Below are 18,331 nucleotides of genomic sequence, written 5' to 3' on the forward strand. Positions count from 1 at the left end.
TTACTTATTCAACAATTTCACTACGTCGTCCAGCTGAGCGTTAATCGACATGACGTCATAGGAGAACCATAGATCGGAATTGACCGCATAGACTTTCCCTGCTTTAACAGCCGGCAGGTTATTCCACAGCTTGCTCTTGTTAACCTCCGTTACGAAGTCCGGATCATTATCGAACGTAACGAGGAACAGGCGATTCGCCGAAACAAACTCAGGCAGCTTCTCAAGCGATATGCTCAGCCCTTGTTCGTTGTCCCCTTTTGCCATCTCTGCTTTCACGAAATCCGTCATCGGAAGTTTCAGCGACTCCGCCATCCCATCAGAGGGCCAACCGGTGTCGGAGCCCCTTTCAACTAGCGCGATCCCGCACGCCTCGATACAATTAGCCACTCCACAACAACGATCTCGACGACGAGCCCCGCCCAGATATTCACGTTCAGCACGTTCTCGATCATCATGTTTTTACCGCCGGGTACGGACAGACCATTCAGCACATAATAGGTCAGGAACAAGACAGGTACCAGTAGCCGCGCGCACACCGCCACGAGCGTAATGCCGAAGCTGCGGATCATCCAGATGCGATGCGCTTGGAAGTCCTTCTTCACCGCCGCTGCCCAGTAGCCTTGCCAGCACGTAATGAGCCACAGCAGAGCGAGCGCGAGAAAAGATACCGCCTTCGAGAAATCATCTACATAACCGATCACGACCAATGCGAGCACGCCGCTGCTGAAGACGCTCGCGACGTAGACTCTGCCTGCATAGCGATGCACCTTCGGATAGCGCTTCCGAATAACACCGATAAACTGCACGAAGCCTGACACCAGCGCGACAAAAGCAAGCCCGATATGCGCAACCAGCGCAGGGTACTGCACCGTCTTCGAAGTAACTTCAACGCGGCTTGCATCAGGGTTCAGCGTCATATACGGCGCCATGAACGGGATCATGACAGCGAGACTGACGATGACGAGCAGCCACCAGCTTTTGCTTTGTTTCATAGACACCACTCTCCAATTACGGCAATTAACTAATGCTAGCGTATGAGATTCCGCTGCCCGCTGACAAGCACCAAATCTCCACGGCAGAAATAACCACCTTATATTCCTTGACAGGAATATTCCTGTTAAAGTATATTCAAATCAAGAACTTCACTTTCAGGAGGCATGGAAATGTCGAATAACGAAACAACGAACCAAGAGCTGCTTGTCATTACACGCACTATCAACGCGCCGCGCGAGTTGGTGTTTAAAGTGTGGACGGAAGCCGAGCATCTAGCGCAATGGTTTGGACCGGCCGAGCTGGATCTGAAGGTACTGACACTGGATGTTCGTCCAGGAGGTATGTTCCACTATAGCATGCGCTTCCCTGATGGCAGCTTCATGTGGAGTAACCACCTATCAAGAAGTCGTGGCACCAGAGAAACTTGTCTACATTTCTTCGTTTACGGATGCTGAAGGCAACATCGTTCCCGCTCCTATCGCACCGGATTTCCCGCTGGAAGTGATGAATACACTGACGTTCGCGGAGAGCAACGGCCAGACAATTCTAACGCTTCAGAGCACCCCTCATCAGGCGGAAGCTGCTCAGCGTGACTTCTTCCAATCCTTATTCGATTCCATGCAGCAAGGCTTCGGAAGTATGTTCGATCAGCTTGAAGTTTACGTGGCGGCGCAGCGCTAGGAGACAAGCCTGTCACAGCATAATAAAAAGCAATCCTATGGAGGCATAAATACAATGACAACGAATAATCAAGCAACGAACGAAAGCGGACTTATGATTACACGTACATTCGACGCACCGCGTGAACTGGTGTTCCGAGTATGGACGGAAGCCGAGCATTTGAAGCACTGGTGGGGCTCGGCTGGCCTTGAGCTGGAAGTGATCAAGCTGGACGTACAACCGGGCGGCATCTTCCACTTTGGGATGACTGCGCCTGATGGCAACAAGATGTATGGCAAATTCGTTTATTACGAGATCGTATCGCCGGAGAAGCTCGTATTCACGAACTCTTTCGCCGATGCTGAGGGCAACACGATCCAGCCCCCATTCTCTGACCAATTCCCGCTAGAAATCATGAACACGCTGACGCTAACGGAGCAAGATGGCAAGACGACCCTTACGCTCCAAGGCGGCCCGCACAATGCGAGCGATACCCAGCATGCATTCTTCAAAGCGATGCATGAATCCATGCAGCAAGGCTTCGGCGGCACATTCAAGCAGCTCGAGGATTACCTCGCAACGCAGCAAGCTTAATCACGAGAGAACACATACGTGCTCTCAGCAATATTTGTAACACTATAAAAAGCCGAGAGCACACATACGTGCTCTCGGCTTTCTTTTATACGTATATTCGGGCCAAATCGCTTCCGAGAGAACCAATACGCGCTCTCAACCTCGCAACAGTGGCTATTACAATGCTGAGAGAACACATATGTTCTGTCAGCTTCACCAATCACCGTTATCCGCTGCTTTACCCTTTACCCCTCGCCCAAAATCGCCCCGAACTGATTCGTGAACATGCGATGGTACACGCCCTGCCGGTCCAGCAGCTCGTCATGGGAGCCCCGCTCCACGATATTGCCGTGGTCAATGACCATAATGGTGTCGGCATCGCGGATCGTATTCAAGCGGTGCGCAATCACAAAGCTGGTCCGCCCCTGCAGCACGCCGCGCAGCGCATCTTGAATGTGCAGCTCGGTCCGCGTATCAATGCTGCTCGTCGCCTCATCGAGGATAAGAATCGACGGGTCCGCGAGGATGACCCGCGCAATCGCGAGCAGCTGGCGCTGCCCTTGGCTGAGGTTCGAGCCATTCTCCGCCAGCACGGTATCGTACCGAAGCGGCAGCTTGCGAATGAATGGAGCTGCATTCGCGAGCCTTGCCGCGTGTTCCATCTCGGCATCGGTCGCGGCCGGCTTGCCGTACTTAATGTTCTCCCGAATCGTGCCGGAGAACAGATACGTATCCTGCAGCACGATGCCGAAAGCCTGCCGCAGGCTATCCTTCGTATAGTCGCGGATGTCGCGCCCATCAATGCGGATGGAGCCCCCCGTCACATCGTAGAAACGGGTGAGCAGGTTTACGATGGTCGTCTTGCCCGCTCCGGTCGGGCCGATGAGCGCCGTGCTCGTGCCCTCGGCGGAGTCGAAGCTCACGCTCCGCAAGATCGGCACATCGGCGCGGTAGCCGAACGACACGTCCTCGAACACGACGTGTCCGCGCGGATTCGCAAGCCGTACCGCGCCCGGCGGATCGGCCGGCTCTTCCTCTTCGTCGAGCACCTCGAACACCCGCTCCGCGCCTGCCACGCCGGACTGCAGCGTGTTGAAGAGGTTCGCCAGCTCGATGAGCGGACGGACGAATTGACGCGAGTAGCTCAGGAAGCTGGCAATGACCCCGACGGTAATATGTCCGTTCACCGCCAAGATACCGCCCACAATCGCGACCGCCGCGAAGCCCACGTTATTGATGACGTTCATAATCGGCATCAAGAATCCCGAACGAATCTGCGCTTTAATTCCGATCGTGCGCAGCTCGTTATTGACCGCTTCGAATTCGTCAATCGCCTTCTCCTCGCGATTGAATGCTTTTACGATCTGGATGCCTGAGATCGTCTCTTCTATATGCCCGTTGAGCTTGCCGAGCTTGTTCTGCTGCTCCTTGAACAGCGGACCCGTCGCCCGCGCGATCGTCCGCGTAAGCAGGAACACGGCCGGCACCGTGATTAAGCTTGCCAGCGTCAGCAGCGGGCTAAGGATGAGCATCATAATGAGCGCGCCCGTAATCGCGACGGAGCCGGTCATGATCTGCACGGCAGACTGCGCAATCGTGTTGCTGACGTTGTCGATATCATTGGACATCCGGCTCATCAGCTCGCCATGCGTCCGCGTATCGAAGAAGCGGATCGGCAGCTTATGCAGCTTCGCGAATAGCGATTCCCGCAGCCGCCCAACGATGCGCTGCGATACGCCTGACATGAGCCAGCCCTGCAGGAACGTCAGCCCGCCGTCGCAGATGTAGGATGCGATAAGCGCGATGAGCACAAACTGCAGCAAGCCGAAGTCAACGGCGCTGCCACCCTCCGCTCCGGTCATCGTCATCGCATCAACCGCCCGTCCGATCAAATACGGGCCCGACAGAGTGATAAGCGAGTCGACCAACACAATAACGAAAATCACCGACAGCAGTCGGCGCTCCTTGCCGAGATACGACCACAGGCGTCTAACCGTCGCCTGCATGTTCTTCGGCTTCACGACCTGGCCGCGCTGCATGAACCCGCCTCTGCCTTGGACGTTCACCACAGGCGGCGCGGATGCGTTAGCCCCAGCCGCTGCCTGCTCCCCGCGTTTCTTCTGCTCCGACTCAGACATTGGCATGCGCCTCCTTGCCGGTCTGCGACCGATAGATTTCCTGATACGCGACGCAGCCTTGCATCAGCTCATCATGCGTACCCGAGCCGACGATCTCCCCGCCGTCCAGCACAATAATCCGGTCCGCGTCCATGACCGAGGACATCCGTTGCGCAATCAATATACAGGTCAGCCCTTGCGCATATTCACGCAGCGCTTCCTTAATACGCGACTCCGTGGACGTATCGACGGCACTCGTACAATCGTCCAGGATCAGAATAGAAGGCTGACGGACGAGCGCCCGCGCAATGGACAGCCGCTGCTTCTGACCGCCCGATAGATTCACGCCGCCTTGTCCAAGCAGCGTATGATAGCCTTCCAGCGTATCCATGATGAACTCATGCGCCTGTGCCATGCGTGCCGCCCGCTCCATCTCTTCATCGCTCGCGCCTTCCTTGCCCCACAGCAGATTGTCGCGAATGGAGCCGGTGAACAGCACCGTCTTCTGCGGCACGATCGCGATCCGCTCACGCAGCAGCTTCGGCTCTATGTCACGGATATCCTCGCCGTCCACTTCAATCTTCCCGCTCGCGACGTCGTAGAAGCGCGGAATGAGATTGACGAGCGTGCTTTTGCCCGAGCCTGTCGAACCGATAATGCCCACTGTCTCGCCCGGCTTGCAGCTCAGCGTGATATCGCGAAGCACCGTCTCTGACTGGGAGTAAGCAAAGGAAACCTGCTTGAACTCGACGCTACCGGAAGCAGCCCGCTCGCCCGCTCCGTCTTTCCACGCCATCGCATCTTTCTCCGCGAATACTTCGCCGATACGCTCCGCGGATGCTTTTGCCCGGACGAACATGGTGAATACGTTGGAGATCATAAGCAGTGAGAACAGAATCTGAGTCATGTAATTAATGAATGCGATAATATGGCCGACCTGCATATGACCCGCATCGACGCGCAAGCCGCCGATCCAGATCACCGCGGCAATACCGAAGTTAACGGTCAGCATGATGCCTGGGCTGAAGATGGACAGCATGCGCATCGCGCGTGTGGACGCAAGGCGATACGAATCGTTGACGGCCCCGAATTTCTCGGTCTCATATTCGAACCGATTGAACGCTTTGACCACGCGAACGCCAGACAGATACTCCCGCGATACGCCGTTCACCCGGTCGAGCGCCTGCTGCACGCGCGTAAAGAGTGGAAACCCGATCCGCATATTGAACACAATGAGCACGGCAACGAGCGGAACCACAACGGCGAGCACAAGAGATAGCGGCGGATTGAGGCGAATCGCCATGATGAGACTGCCGATACAGATTAGCGGCGCCTTCACGAAGATGCGCATCAATCCGTTCGTAAAGTTCTGAATCTGGGTCACATCGTTCGTCAACCGAGTAACGAGCGAAGCGCGGTCGAACTTGTCGATGCTATCGAACGACAGCGTCTGAATTTGCCGGAACAGGTCCGAGCGAAGCTTGGTACCGAAGTTCAGGGAGACGTGGCTGGAAATAATGTTCCGCAGCGTCGCTCCGCAAGCCCCGATAGCCGTGACCAGCAGCATATAGCCGCCGAACTGGAACACGAAGTTCAGATCCTTATTCGCGACCCCGACGTCCACAATGCGCGACATGAGCGTTGGCTGAAGCAAATCGCAGAACGCTTCAAGCATGAGAAACAGAATAGCTACGGCGAACGGTTTACCAAATTGGCGAAAATACGGCTTCAGAAAGCTCAAGGTTCAGGACTCCCTTTTCTAAAGGTTTCTTCCCTCTATTGTACCTACTGCAGGAAGCAAAATGGAAATCGCCTTATATGTAAAAAAAGACAGAGATCGCTTCTAAAAAGGGGCATCCCTGCCGTTATGAACCGTTTTCGCAGCTTTTTAAATATTAAGCAAGGTACGAGCCTTCTATCTCCCAGATTATGCCTATAGTATACTACTAGTATTCAATTACGAGTAAGGAGTGTGGCGAGTTTGCCTATATGTACCGTGTTATTTGACTTCGACGGCACCCTTGCCGATACGCTGCCCTTGTCTTTCATAGCGTTCAAGGCCGTCTTCGAGCAGTACGACAACCGCAGCGTGTCCGAGGAAGAGATTATCGCCATGTTCGGACCGACGGAAGACGACATTATCGCTCGCAATCTACGCGACCAAGCTGTAATACCGGAAGCAACCGCACTCTACTACGAACTTTATCGAAGCGGACATTTCGCAGGCGAAGACGATGGTCCACTCTCACCCGACATCATACACATGCTTACCGCGCTCCGGAAGCAAGGCATGAGGATCGGTGTCATTACTGGCAAAAGCAAGAAGGCCTTCCTCATCTCCGCAGAAGCGCTCCAGCTCTCCTCCTACTTCGATGTCGTAATCACCGGGGACGACGTGGAGCAGCCGAAGCCGCATCCCGAAGGCATTCATAGAGCGCTGCATATCCTAGGCTCGCACAAGGACGAAGCCGTCTTCCTCGGCGACAGCAACGCCGATATTCGCGCAGGCAAGTCAGCTGGCCTTCGTACCTATGGCGTCCAGTGGCTTTCCACCTACCAGAGCGCAACCTTTGAGATCGAGCCTGATCTGATTTTCACGGACACGGGGGCATTTCTTGCACTTATTCATAGCGAGAGCTAGCATTGCCGATATTATAGACAACTTAGATCTACAAGCTTCTATGAAGAAGGAGACCGCACCGTGACCGCATCATCCCCGCACCCTAGCTCGATTGACAAGCTCAGAGTCATTCCACTATCCGACAGCTTCGCCGAACAGCTGTCTAGCTGGCGCTATGAACCGCCCTTTGACTTCTATAACTGGTCCTCCTGGGAAGTGATGCAGCAGCTTGGCATGGAATTCGGTGATCCGACCGTACGCACACATCAGTACCGAGCAGTCGTAAGCGACGCTGGCGAGATGATCGGCTTCGCGCAATTCTTCCCGTTGCTTGGCGTAACGCGGCTTGGGCTCGGCTTGCGCCCGGATCTGTGCGGCCAGGGACTCGGACTTGCGCTCGTCCGAGCGATCGTAGCCGAGGCAGAGCGGCAGGCGCCCGCCGACGAGATTGATCTGGAAGTGCATGTCTGGAACGAACGCGCAATTCGCACCTATGAGCGGGCGGGCTTCGTTATCACTGACACCTATGCGAAATCTACCGCTGCCGGACCGGTCGACGTTCACTGCATGTGCTATACGCCACAGGCGGCGGACTAGTGCCGCTAGCCGCTCATTAGTCGCCCCTTAACATAACGCTTACATTTTTATCGTGCTAAAAGCATTTCCTCCCGCATATCCGTAGTAGTGTCACGAGTCACTATTACTCAAAGGAGGCGGGTCTCATGAAGGCACTGAATATCGTGAGCTTATTGATCCTCATTCTCGGCGGGTTGAATTGGCTTGTCATTGGTCTGTTTGAGTATGATGTCGTATCGGAGATTTTTGACGGGCAGGATTCCGTCGGCGCCAAGATCGTCTACATTATCGTAGGCTTGGCGGCACTCTACAGCCTATCGTTTTTCGCCAAAGTGGCGTCAGAGGACTGACGGATCGTTCCTCTTGCATCCCGCACACTTTACAAGTACTAATCAAGCCCGCTGTGCGCTCCTCTTGAGCGCCCGGCGGGCTCTTTTAATGCCTTCTTCACGATAGCCGCCCTGCAGCCGTCGTCCACGCCACCTCGCCAATAGAAAAAACGCCGATTACCCGCGTTCGGGAATCGACGTCTTATAGGTCTCGTTATAGCGCCGGGCCGACTCCATGTCGAGCTCCGTTAAGCCGCCCGCATGCCAGGTCGTCAGGCGCAGCGTCACTTTCTTGTAATCAATGGCGATGAATGGATGGTGATTCATCTCTTCCGCTATCTCCGCTACGCGATCCACGAACGCAATGGCAGCTGGAAACGTGCTGAACCGGTAGCTTCCTTGCATCCATTTCTCATCCTGACGGGACCAGCCGGCAAGCGACGCGATTGCAGCATCTGCAGCGTCCAGCGCTATTTTCTCCATCTTCGCCAAGGAAACACCCCGCCCCTACCAAGTTTAGATGAGCCGAATAATTCTACTTTCCTTCTCATCCACCGAAACTTCAATAATATGATGCTTCGGACGGTAAGTGACAATCCCCCCGCCGACATGGATGACAGGGTCCTCGCCAAGCGCGTAGAACACATCATCCGCGAGCGCTTCCATTAATTCGAGCTGCTGAGGCTGCTCAAGCTGCTCCCAATCTTCCGTCTCCATCTCGAAGAAGACGTACCCATCCCCGATTGAATTCAGCGCCTCTTTCAGCTCGCTTAGAATATCGCTGTACTCCCTCGCATGCTTAACTCCCATTTTAATCTCCTCGCTTTCCGCACTTTTTGACACCAATATCTACTATTCTACACGAAATCGGATCAAAACGACTAAAACATCCGAATTCACTCTAATCTGAACGCGCCTTTTGCCGATAAATACTTTAGAGATAGGTCTGCCCGAATTGCGTTTGCATCTGTCATGATGACACATCGGCCTGCCGTCTATTTTATTCGTACATAAGGCTAAAGCGGCCCAGCCGTTTCTTAAATATCCTTATATTCTTACTAGTTGAGGTGTGTCATGGAAAAATCCACTATTATTGGTATTGGTCTTGGGCTCGTTGCAGTATTGCTAGGTATGACGCTCAAAGGCGCCCCGATTTCGGCTCTCATCAATCCAGCCGCTTTTGTAATCATTATCATCGGTACAGGTGCCTCTTTATTCATCGGCTTCCCACTTTCTGAGCTTAAAAAGTTTCCGAAGCTGATCAAAATGATTTTTGTCGTACAAAAGTTGCTCCCTCGCGAAGAAGTAATCGCCCTCTTCATGGAATGGGCAACAATTACTCGCCGTGAAGGTCTCCTTGCACTGGAGTCGAAGGTCGACGAAATTCAAGATCCGTTCCTGCGCAACGGCATGCGGATGATTATTGACGGCAACGACCAGGATCTCGTCCGGGACGTTCTGCTTGAAGATATTGCTGCAACAGAAGAGCGTCATCGCGGCGGCGCGCTTATCTTCTCCCAAGCCGGCATGTACGCGCCAACGCTCGGGGTACTCGGCGCCGTAATCGGTCTGATCGCCGCTCTTGCCGATATGAGTGATATGGGCAAGCTCGCGCATGCGATTGGAGCCGCGTTCGTTGCTACTCTTCTAGGTATATTCACCGGATACGTTTTGTGGCACCCGATCGCCAATAAGCTGAAGCGTCTATCGAAGCGCGAGGTGGAGCTTCGCCTCATGATGGTGGAAGGCCTGCTATCGATTCAGTCCGGTGTATCCACGATTGCCATTAATCAGAAGCTGTCTGTCTTCTTAACGCCGACAGAACGTCTGCAACTGAGCCAGAAGGGGGCAGAGGCCATTGAGCAAAAAGCATAAAACCGAGCACCACGAGGAGCACGCTGACGAAACGTGGCTCATCCCATATGCCGACTTGCTGACCCTGCTGCTCGCCCTGTTCATCGTTCTCTATGCGATGAGCACCTCCGATTCCAAGAAGTTTGAAGAGATGAGCAAAGCCTTCAACATTGCGCTCAACAGCGGCACTGGCGTATTGGATCAATCCTCGCTCGTCAATCCGCTTGAACAAGTGGTTGACACAACCGAGGCGATGGACCAAGAGAATGTGTCCTTGAAGAATAACGGCGCTCCGACGAAGGATCAGCTCGATTCACTGATGAAGAAGGAACAAGAGGATCTGGAGAAGCTGAAGAAGCAGATGGACAAGTACATCGAGTCGAACGGCCTCACAACTCAGCTGAATACGAAGCTTAATCAGTCTCAGCTGACGATTACAATCAGTGACAGCTCCCTCTTCGCACCCGGCAGTGCGAGTGTAAAGCCGGAATCCCGCAAGCTGGCCGTCGCTATTGGTACCATGCTGCAGAAGTATAACGACTACGAGGTCGTCGTCTCCGGTCACACAGATAATGTTCCGATGAATTCCGATGAGTTCAAATCGAACTGGGATCTCAGCTCCATTCGGGCCATCCGGTTCACCGATATTTTGCTTGAGAACAAGAAGCTGAACCCGCACCACTTCAGTAACATCGGCTATGGCGAGTATCGTCCGATTGCGGATAACTCCACGGCGCAAGGACGTGCGAAGAACCGCCGCGTTGAAGTGTCGATTATTCGGAAGTACGCCGATAATACGAAGTTCGTGACGATTCCGGTCAATCCCACGAAGTAAATAAAGAAAACCCGTCAGGCTCTGCGTTGAAGCCTGACGGGTTTTCTTTATGCCTATTGATCTAATTGCGCTGAAGCGACAGCTCGATCGACTTGCGTACAAGTACGTCCATCGCATCAATGCAGACCCTCTTCGTCGCCGCACTAAAAGGAATGATCGACAGCTCCGTACAAGCGATGATAACGCACTGGCAGCCGTCTTCAGCAATCAAGTTATGAATGATTTCTTCGGTTTCCCTCGGGTCAACCTGGAAGCCGCCCTTAATATCCTTGTAGATGATATTCATCACCTGCTGCTGCACCTCGGGTTCAGGCACATGCGGCACCATGTTATACTTGAGCGCCGACTTGCTATAGATTCCGCTGTGCAGCGTGCCGTTCGTCGCCAGAATACCGACCTTGCAGCCGTCGCCATGCTGGGCATGGATCGCTTTCATCGTCTCTTCCACCATATCAATGATCGGAATCGACGTCATCTGCTGCATTTCCTCGATATAATAATGCGCCGTGTTGCACGGCATCGCAATGTTAGCGACATCGGCATACTCCAGAAGCCGAATGTCCTTCTCGATCTCACGGAGAAACGGCCCTGGGTTATTCTCCAGAATGACATGGGTCCGGTCCGGCAAGGAAGCATGATTCAAGATAATCATATCAATATGATCCTGATCTGTGTCGGCTACCGTTGCCTCTATAATTTGATCAATAAATACGGACGTCGCCTTCGGCCCCATTCCGCCTAGAACACCTAACCGCCTTTTATGCTCCATCTTCATTCAACCTACTTTATCCGTTAATCCGTTATCGGTTATTACGCTTATCTTCCAGCTGTTGCTGTACAATCTCTGCCGCCGGATCCATTCCCTGGCAGCCTGCAAGCAGAATCAGATCGCCGCGGCCCGCCTTGGACAGCGCAGTCGCAATCGCATCCGGAAGCTCATTGTACAGCTGCACCTTAATGTCCGCTTCCTTCATGACTTCCAAGAACACATCCGCTTCCTCGTCGGAAACCGTATTGTTCTTGTTCACATGCGACTCGCTTCGCGTTGCGATAATCTCGCGCGTCTCCAGCCGGCTCAGCCATTTCACGATCGCTTCCGCATTCTCGCGGTTCGTAACCGGTCCGCGATTGCCGCGAATGGCATAGACCAGATGGAATTTCTCGTAGTCCATATAGCGCATCGTCTCGAGCGTCACATCAATATTGCCCGGATTAGCAAAATGGTCGTCGATGATAATGAACTCATCCTCGTGGATGAACTCGAATCTGCGCTCCACGCCGCCGAATATACGCAGCGCTTCTTGAATCGTTGCTATAGGAATGCCGCACAGCAGCGCCACTGTAATAGCCGCCATCGAGTTGTATACGGAATGCAGCCCTGGAATGCGCAGCTCTACGCGGAACTCCCCAGGCGTATATTCGATGCCAGCCGCTTTGAACGGCTTCTTGATCTCGACCGTAAACTTCGCGCGGCCTGTTGAGAGATCCAGATCCTTGCAGTGGAGCGTGCCTTCGCTGCTCTTCATGCCGAACGTCACAACTTGCGCCGCGGTCTCCGTAACGAGGGATGCAGCAAACTCGTCATCCAAATTAAGCACTGCAAAGCTATGTTCACCGGCTCGCTTAATCAGGCTTGCTTTTGCCGCAAAATAATTCTCAAACGTCCCGTGCGAGTCTATGTGCTCACGGCTAAGGTTATTGAAGCAGACGATGTCGTAATCAACCGTCTCCACCCGATGAGACTCAAGCGCCGCAGAGGACACTTCCATGCTCACATGGGATACGCCCCGCTCCGCCATCTGCGCCAGATAAGACTGCAGATCAAGCGATTCCGGCGTCGTCAGCTCCGACGGGATCTTCGTGTCGTCGATCTTAATCACAACCGTACCAATGAGTCCTGTCTTCAGCCCATGCTGCTCCAGAATCGCGTTGGTCATATAAGTCGTTGTTGTTTTGCCGTTCGTTGCCGTAATGCCGATCATCTTCAGCTTCTCGGACGGATGACCGTAATACGCGCTGCCAAGCTGAGCAAGCGCAATCCGGCTGTTCGGCACCACATATTGCGCGACTTGAATATCTTCCTGCACGCGCTCCACGATTGCTGCTACCGCGCCTTTAGCTACCGCATCGCGCAAGTACTTATGCCCGTCAGTCGCGTAACCGGTAATACAAACGAAGAGGTTGCCCTCTTGTACCTTGCCTGAATGATAAGCAATGCCGGAGATGCTCGTGGAATCCTCGGCTGCCTGATAAGTATTAGTAATAGCTGTCTCTCGTAGCAGCTCTTGTAATTTGGTCATGGAATAAGTCCCTTTCCGCCCATGAAATCATATGTACGTCCAGCAGCTATCGCTCTCGATAAGGGCTTGTCCAACCCATTACCCGTAGCGGCGTCCTGCTTAAACGCAATTATTTTACAATTTCCTCTATGCAAAGCGTTAACAATCCTTTATAATTTTACTTCATGTTTTCTAGGATTACAAATGTTTGTTTTGCGCAAAAAAAGATCAGGAGCGCCTGCTTGAAGCCGATTCTCTCTGATCTTTCGCTTTACTGCTATTGTATTATTTCCCGGGAAAAGGGTCCTAGAGAACCCTGTCCTCCCTGCCTACTACCTACTGATAGTCGAGCATCGTAAACAAATCCTTCAGCTCACCCTTCGTCAGATCCCGCCACTTACCATAACCTAGCATTCCGAGTTCAATATTCATAATCCGCACGCGGCGCAGCTTTCTCACATTGTAGCCGAAGGTTTGACACATACGGCGAATTTGACGATTCTTCCCTTCCGTCAGCGTAATCCGGAATACCCTGTCGCCTTCCCGCACCACCTTGCACGGCAATGTCATCGCGCCCAAGATACGAACGCCTTCGCTCATCGCCTGCAGAAACCGCGGTGTTACCGGTCGGTCAACCGTTACTACATACTCCTTCTCATGCTTGCCTTCCGCCCGCAAAATCCGGTTTACAATATCTCCGTCATTGGTTAGCAGAATGAGTCCTTCCGAGTCTTTGTCCAATCGTCCAATGGGGAAAATCCGCTCCTGATGCCCGATGTAATCGACAATATTGCCTTCTACATGCGATTCAGTCGTGCTCGTTATGCCCACAGGCTTGTTGAGCGCGATGTAAACGTGAGACCGCTGCTCACCAATCCGGTGGCCATCGACACGAACATCATCGCTAAGCTCTGCCTGGCTGCCGAGCTCTGCAGTTACTCCGTTTATAGATACGCGGCCGGATTCGACCAGCTTGTCCGCCTCACGTCTTGAGCAATAGCCGGTTTCACTAATAAACTTGTTAATTCTCAACTGACTTGTTCACCCCGCACTGTCCTTATTCCTCTATTATTGTAGCAGTTATTGCTCCATTCTCATATATCTGCGTGCTCGGGCGTCCGCCCGTGCCCGGCCGCCCTGCATGGGCGCATTTCACCATGAATGCCGCCACAGCTGCAGCCTGAACGGGACGATACCCACGCAGCCGCCCGACCATCAGCAGCTTCATGAGCGGACTAAGCAGTATCGCCGCCTTCTCGCCTAGGCGGAACTCCTCCCGCTTCCCTAGCAGCAGCGATGGACGAACGATATGCAGCTCCGGCAAGCCCATCTCCGTGAGCCGAGCTTCCATTTCACCTTTGACCCGATTGTAGAAGATCGAAGACGACGCATTCGCGCCCATCGCAGAGACCACAATATACTTGGATGCGCCTTGCGCCTTCGCCCACTCCCCAAGCCGGACAGGGTAATCCAGATCGACCACGCGAAATGCCTCCTGTGAGCCGGCCTTCTTAATCGTGGTGCCAAGCGTGCAGAACACCGTATCGGCCTCCACGCCCGTGAGCGCTTCTTCCATCCGATCAAGGTCAGCGGTAAGAACGGTCAGCTTGCTGCCGTAGGCTTGCCTATCCGGTGACGGACGCAGCGGCCTGCGCACCAGAATCGTCACTGCCGTACACTTCGAGTCAGCGAGCAGCTGCTCCAGCAGCGCTGAGCCGACCAGTCCTGTAGCACCTAGCACCAGCGCGCGGTAGCCGCGGCTTGCTTCACTCATGTCCGTTCACTCCTAGGTATGTTTTGTACAGGATCCTGCTGCTATTGTTTCAGTATAGGGAGCGTGATCATGACCTTCGTACCGACCCCAACCTTACTCTGAATTTCGAGCGTGCCATGATGGCTCTGGATAATCCGCTGACTGACCATGATGCCAAGTCCCGTTCCCATATCTTTATCCGTATAGAACGGGTTGCCGAGCATTGGAATACGCTCCTCCGGAATGCCGATTCCTCCATCCGTGATCGCTACTTTGAGGTGATTCGGCTCTTCGTGTCTGACCTCAATCGTAATCTCTCCGCCTGCCGGCATCGCTTCGATTGCATTCTTAAGAACATTAATAAATACTTGCTTCAGTTGGTTCTCCTCACAGGAGATAATGCACGCCGTTTGCTCGAATGAAGTCAGAAATTCAATATTGCACAGATGCGCCTGGCTATCCAGAAGCGAGATGACATCGCCGAGAATGAAACGGACATCCTTCTCTTCGAACCTGGCCGCTTGCGGCTTCGCCAATATGAGAAATTCCCCGACAATGAGATTGATCCGGTCAATCTCTGACAGCATGAGATCGACATGCCTCGTGTTCAGCTTAGACGTCTCGAGCTGCAGCTGCAGAAATCCGCGAAGCGTCGTCAGCGGATTGCGAATTTCGTGCGCGACGCCTGCTGCAAGCTGGCCAACGGTCGTCAGCTTCTCTGATCTGCGGAGCAGCTCCTCCATCTTGTTGCGGCTCGTCATATCCCGCGTAATGCTCGCAATTCCGCGAATCTCGCCATGCTTGTCGTGTATCGGCGACGTCGTTTCGCTAACCGCGATCCACTCGCCGCTGCTCGTTACTCGATGCGTTTCGCGCGCTGTCAGCGTCTTGCCACTTCGCAGCTGCTCCATGTACGTCTGCTCTTCCTCGATCAAATGCTCCGGTACGAGCGGCAGCACCTGACCGAGTGCCGTTTCCGCTTCATAGCCGAACAACTGCTCGAAAGCACGGTTTACTTGCGTCGTTCGCCCTTCCAGGTCCACAACGTGAATGGCATCGGTTGTATGATTAATGAATGATTCCAAGTATTCTTTCATTGACCGGTTCTCTTCGAACGCCATCTTCAGCTTCGTCATGTAGATGCCAAGGTTCTTCGACATTGCATTCACCCGCTGCGCCAGCTGCCCCAGTTCATCCTTGCGCCGTACTTCGATTGAATTGTCGAACCGGCCGAACGACACTTCGTTTATTTTCCATAGAATGGAGCTTACCGGTCGGAAAAGAAGTCCCGCGAGCCAATAGCTGCAGAAGATGACAAACACAAGCAGCAGAGCGGAGATCATAATCTGATTATTGCGCTGCTCTGCCATCAACTCGAGCATCGGTCTCTTATCGAATACGAGCCCAATGACATAAGGCATCGGTTCCTTGACCATAACAAAACTCTTGATGACCGATCGGTTGTTCATACTTGTATAACGGAATACGGGCTTGCCCTTCAACGCTTCCTGCACACTCTTCTTATCTTGCTCGATTTCTCGGTATCCATAACTGCCGAATGCAATGGAATTGCCCATCGCATCGAAGCTGTTGACGTAATCCGGTGCCTGCGAATCCGGTATCTTCGCAAATGCAGCCGGTTCAAACCCCGTCACTTCGAGAATCGTAGGGTTGCCTGTTTTCATTTCCGTCAAAAATGATGTCGTATGCGCAATTTCCTTATAATCGCTGAGCTCGTCGCTCTGCATATAACAATGAATGATATAATTGCGTCCGCTCTCAGCAAAATAGCTGTCTTCTCCCATCAATTCTTTATCATCGAGTGATGCGACATAGGGCGGCGTCCAGAATGTATTGCTAGAGAGGATGAACTGTTGAAAATCCCGCTCCAGCCCGATCTCTGAGGGCTCTGATGAATGATTGGTGATATAATTCGATCCATGCAGGATCATCGTGGATATTCGCGTAACACCAAGCGTTAGGGCTAAATGGGATAATTGCTGATCCGTAACGAGTTGCGAGGATTGCGGAAGCTGCTTCGCCGCCTCTTGCGAAACCGCCCTCAATTTCTCCGTCAGCATCGTATGTATAAATGTATGTTCCCGTGAATTTTGCATGACATTCACTGCAATTTGCTGACTAACGGACTTCATATTCGCCTCTACGTCGGATCGTAAATTGACGCGTGTCGAATATTCACTCAAAATTACATTCAGTGTAAGCATGATAAATACAAGCAATGAGATCATAATGGACAGCTTCGTCTTCACCGACAATATGCGACACACCCTTTGATGCAGCTTGTGGACATCTTACTTGGATTTTATCATAATTGTCATAAAATGAAAGCAATCTGCAGCACCAATATTAACGAGAAACTTGAAGTTACACCCTAACGCATCATGGTTATGCCATTACTTGTGCACAGGTTTCTCCCCATATTCACAGGGCTTTTGAACAACATGTGCACAGAACTGTGAGTAAACCGGACTTATCCACAAATCTATACACAACCTGTTAACAACGAATATTTGTTCGCGGCACAATTCGACAGTCGATTCATGTCGCAGCTGCATATAACCGGACTTATTGGCACTGGAGGCTTGATTAGATGATAACCACAGAAACGGATTATTTTCGCGGGGAAGATTATAAGTGGATGCAAGAGGCGATTGCCGAAGCACGGAAGGCAGAAGCGATTGGAGAAGTGCCGATTGGCGCTGTGATCGTGAAAGACGGTGAGATAATTGGCCGAGGGTACAATCTGAGGGAGACGAATCTGGATCCGACCGCGCATGCGGAGATGATTGCGATTCGGGAGGCAAGCCAGCACCTCGGTGCATGGCGCTTGCTCGGATGCACGCTCTACGTGACGCTGGAACCGTGTCCGATGTGTGCAGGTGCGCTGGTGCAGGGGCGTATTCAAAAAGTCGTCTACGGCACAACCGACCCAAAGGCAGGCTGTGCCGGAACGTTGATGAATCTCCTGCAGGAGCCTCGCTTTAATCACGAAACGGAGCTGCTCGGAGGCCTTCTACAGCAAGAGTGCGCACAGCTGCTGACTCAATTCTTCCGTCGATTGCGAGGGCGCACCTAGTATTATATTTCGCCTGTTCTTCCTTATGGAGCTGTTGCAGCGTCACAATGACTTCGTCAGCAGCTTCACTTATGGCGATGACTTCAGGGTCGGTTAGACTTCCGCGGGCTTCTGCTATTTCAAACAACTTCATTCGAAGCACCTGCAGCTCATGTAGAAGAATCATTTTGTCATTCATGGCGGCTATGAGACAGCTCCTATCACATTCAATTGGATAAAGGGGCAAGGAAGTGTGCTGCAATCGTGGATGACTAATTGTTTAAGGAAGTTTAATAAGTACTCTATTATTATAAACGTTGAGCTCCAATCTGTTTGTAATACCTTGTCGACAATATATCAATGTATGCGCTTAAACTTTCGACAACACTCTGCACAAAACAGCCCTATTCAGTCCTTTATTCACATTTTATCAAGAATCGGGTAGGTCTTTCGACCTTGTGGCAGTTATTAAGATGTGGATATCTTATTGGCGCCCATCTACCCACATCATCCCCACGATATCCACATGGAAACGTTGCACCATTTGCGCCAATCATGCTATTATTATCCTTACCGCGCGCCCGTAGCTCAGCAGGATAGAGCGACAGTTTCCTAAACTGCAGGTCGTACGTTCGAATCGTATCGGGCGCGCCATTTTGATTACAA

19 protein-coding genes, 1 tRNA gene and 1 pseudogene are annotated in these 18,331 nt (G+C 52.7%); 9 read left to right on the top strand and 12 right to left on the bottom strand.

Annotation, left to right across the window (positions count from 1 at the left end):
• Together AC0YNX_RS27885 and AC0YNX_RS27890 are read right to left on the bottom strand one after the other, a co-directional pair.
• Nucleotides 1-288: a hypothetical protein gene (locus tag AC0YNX_RS27885; RefSeq protein WP_475818980.1), complete on the bottom strand. Its 288-nt coding sequence runs from the start codon at nt 286-288 to the stop codon at nt 1-3.
• A 62-nt stretch (nt 289-350) separates the two neighbouring features.
• Nucleotides 351-992, bottom strand: coding sequence for a DUF2306 domain-containing protein (locus AC0YNX_RS27890; protein ID WP_475818981.1), 642 nt, complete (start codon nt 990-992; stop codon nt 351-353).
• A 171-nt stretch (nt 993-1,163) separates the two neighbouring features.
• On the opposite strand from AC0YNX_RS27890, the pseudogene AC0YNX_RS27895 reads away from it, so the two are divergent.
• Together AC0YNX_RS27895 and AC0YNX_RS27900 are read left to right on the top strand one after the other, a co-directional pair.
• Nucleotides 1,164-1,674: pseudogene (locus AC0YNX_RS27895) on the top strand (SRPBCC family protein).
• A gap of 54 nt (nt 1,675-1,728) precedes the next feature.
• Nucleotides 1,729-2,247 (top strand): SRPBCC family protein, encoded by a 519-nt coding sequence (locus AC0YNX_RS27900; protein ID WP_475818982.1) that lies wholly within the window; start codon nt 1,729-1,731, stop codon nt 2,245-2,247.
• Nucleotides 2,248-2,471: 224 nt separating this feature from the next.
• Here AC0YNX_RS27900 and AC0YNX_RS27905 read toward each other — a convergent pair whose 3' ends face one another.
• Nucleotides 2,472-4,364 carry an ABC transporter ATP-binding protein gene (locus AC0YNX_RS27905; protein ID WP_475818983.1) on the bottom strand — a complete coding sequence of 631 codons (1,893 nt, stop codon included), beginning with the start codon at nt 4,362-4,364 and terminating at the stop codon, nt 2,472-2,474.
• Nucleotides 4,357-6,084 (bottom strand): ABC transporter ATP-binding protein, encoded by a 1,728-nt coding sequence (locus AC0YNX_RS27910; RefSeq protein ID WP_475818984.1) that lies wholly within the window; start codon nt 6,082-6,084, stop codon nt 4,357-4,359. The genes AC0YNX_RS27905 and AC0YNX_RS27910 overlap by 8 nt, the downstream gene beginning before the upstream one ends.
• Before the next feature lie 240 nt (nt 6,085-6,324).
• Between AC0YNX_RS27910 and AC0YNX_RS27915 the strand changes: the two genes are divergently transcribed.
• From AC0YNX_RS27915 to AC0YNX_RS27925, 3 genes are all read left to right on the top strand, one after another.
• Entirely contained in the window at nt 6,325-6,984 is a 660-nt protein-coding gene (locus AC0YNX_RS27915; protein WP_475818985.1) for an HAD family hydrolase, read from the top strand.
• Nucleotides 6,985-7,044: 60 nt separating this feature from the next.
• On the top strand, nt 7,045-7,560 hold the full coding sequence (locus AC0YNX_RS27920) for a GNAT family N-acetyltransferase (protein ID WP_475818986.1): 516 nt from the start codon (nt 7,045-7,047) through the stop codon (nt 7,558-7,560).
• A gap of 125 nt (nt 7,561-7,685) precedes the next feature.
• Nucleotides 7,686-7,889, top strand: a complete 204-nt coding sequence (locus AC0YNX_RS27925) for a DUF378 domain-containing protein (protein ID WP_475818987.1) — start codon at nt 7,686-7,688, stop codon at nt 7,887-7,889.
• Nucleotides 7,890-8,045: 156 nt separating this feature from the next.
• Here the strand turns inward: AC0YNX_RS27925 and AC0YNX_RS27930 are convergent, their stop codons facing one another.
• Together AC0YNX_RS27930 and AC0YNX_RS27935 are read right to left on the bottom strand one after the other, a co-directional pair.
• Entirely contained in the window at nt 8,046-8,351 is a 306-nt protein-coding gene (locus AC0YNX_RS27930; protein ID WP_475819014.1) for a 4a-hydroxytetrahydrobiopterin dehydratase, read from the bottom strand.
• Nucleotides 8,352-8,384: 33 nt separating this feature from the next.
• On the bottom strand, nt 8,385-8,678 hold the full coding sequence (locus AC0YNX_RS27935; protein ID WP_475818988.1) for a hypothetical protein: 294 nt from the start codon (nt 8,676-8,678) through the stop codon (nt 8,385-8,387).
• A gap of 264 nt (nt 8,679-8,942) precedes the next feature.
• On the opposite strand from AC0YNX_RS27935, the gene motA reads away from it, so the two are divergent.
• Nucleotides 8,943-9,743, top strand: a complete 801-nt coding sequence (gene motA / locus AC0YNX_RS27940; RefSeq protein ID WP_475818989.1) for a flagellar motor stator protein MotA — start codon at nt 8,943-8,945, stop codon at nt 9,741-9,743.
• On the top strand, nt 9,727-10,557 hold the full coding sequence (motB, locus tag AC0YNX_RS27945) for a flagellar motor protein MotB (RefSeq protein ID WP_475818990.1): 831 nt from the start codon (nt 9,727-9,729) through the stop codon (nt 10,555-10,557). Before motA ends, motB begins: the two co-directional genes overlap by 17 nt.
• A gap of 61 nt (nt 10,558-10,618) precedes the next feature.
• On the opposite strand, the gene cuyB is transcribed toward motB, so the two are convergent.
• From cuyB to AC0YNX_RS27970, 5 genes are all read right to left on the bottom strand, one after another.
• Nucleotides 10,619-11,326, bottom strand: a complete 708-nt coding sequence (gene cuyB / locus AC0YNX_RS27950) for a cysteate racemase (protein ID WP_475818991.1) — start codon at nt 11,324-11,326, stop codon at nt 10,619-10,621.
• Nucleotides 11,327-11,357: 31 nt separating this feature from the next.
• Nucleotides 11,358-12,857, bottom strand: a complete 1,500-nt coding sequence (locus tag AC0YNX_RS27955) for a Mur ligase family protein (protein WP_475818992.1) — start codon at nt 12,855-12,857, stop codon at nt 11,358-11,360.
• Between the two features lie 315 nt (nt 12,858-13,172).
• Complete coding sequence (rluF, locus tag AC0YNX_RS27960) at nt 13,173-13,868, bottom strand: 23S rRNA pseudouridine(2604) synthase RluF (RefSeq protein ID WP_475818993.1); 696 nt, start codon at nt 13,866-13,868, stop codon at nt 13,173-13,175.
• Nucleotides 13,869-13,893: 25 nt separating this feature from the next.
• Complete coding sequence (locus tag AC0YNX_RS27965) at nt 13,894-14,610, bottom strand: NAD(P)H-binding protein (protein WP_475818994.1); 717 nt, start codon at nt 14,608-14,610, stop codon at nt 13,894-13,896.
• Between the two features lie 41 nt (nt 14,611-14,651).
• Nucleotides 14,652-16,859: a PAS domain S-box protein gene (locus tag AC0YNX_RS27970; RefSeq protein WP_475819015.1), complete on the bottom strand. Its 2,208-nt coding sequence runs from the start codon at nt 16,857-16,859 to the stop codon at nt 14,652-14,654.
• 341 nt (nt 16,860-17,200) lie between these two features.
• Between AC0YNX_RS27970 and tadA the strand changes: the two genes are divergently transcribed.
• Nucleotides 17,201-17,686, top strand: a complete 486-nt coding sequence (tadA, locus tag AC0YNX_RS27975) for a tRNA adenosine(34) deaminase TadA (protein WP_475818995.1) — start codon at nt 17,201-17,203, stop codon at nt 17,684-17,686.
• Here tadA and AC0YNX_RS27980 read toward each other — a convergent pair.
• A complete protein-coding gene (locus tag AC0YNX_RS27980; protein WP_475818996.1) occupies nt 17,592-17,864 on the bottom strand; it encodes a Spo0E family sporulation regulatory protein-aspartic acid phosphatase in 273 nt (90 codons plus the stop codon). The two genes, tadA and AC0YNX_RS27980, sit on opposite strands and share 95 nt — an antisense overlap.
• A gap of 378 nt (nt 17,865-18,242) precedes the next feature.
• On the opposite strand from AC0YNX_RS27980, the gene AC0YNX_RS27985 reads away from it, so the two are divergent.
• A tRNA-Arg gene (locus tag AC0YNX_RS27985) sits at nt 18,243-18,319 on the top strand.
• The last annotated feature ends 12 nt before the right edge of the window (nt 18,320-18,331 follow it).

The sequence above is a fragment of the Paenibacillus sp. J31R98 genome, from assembly GCF_056269245.1.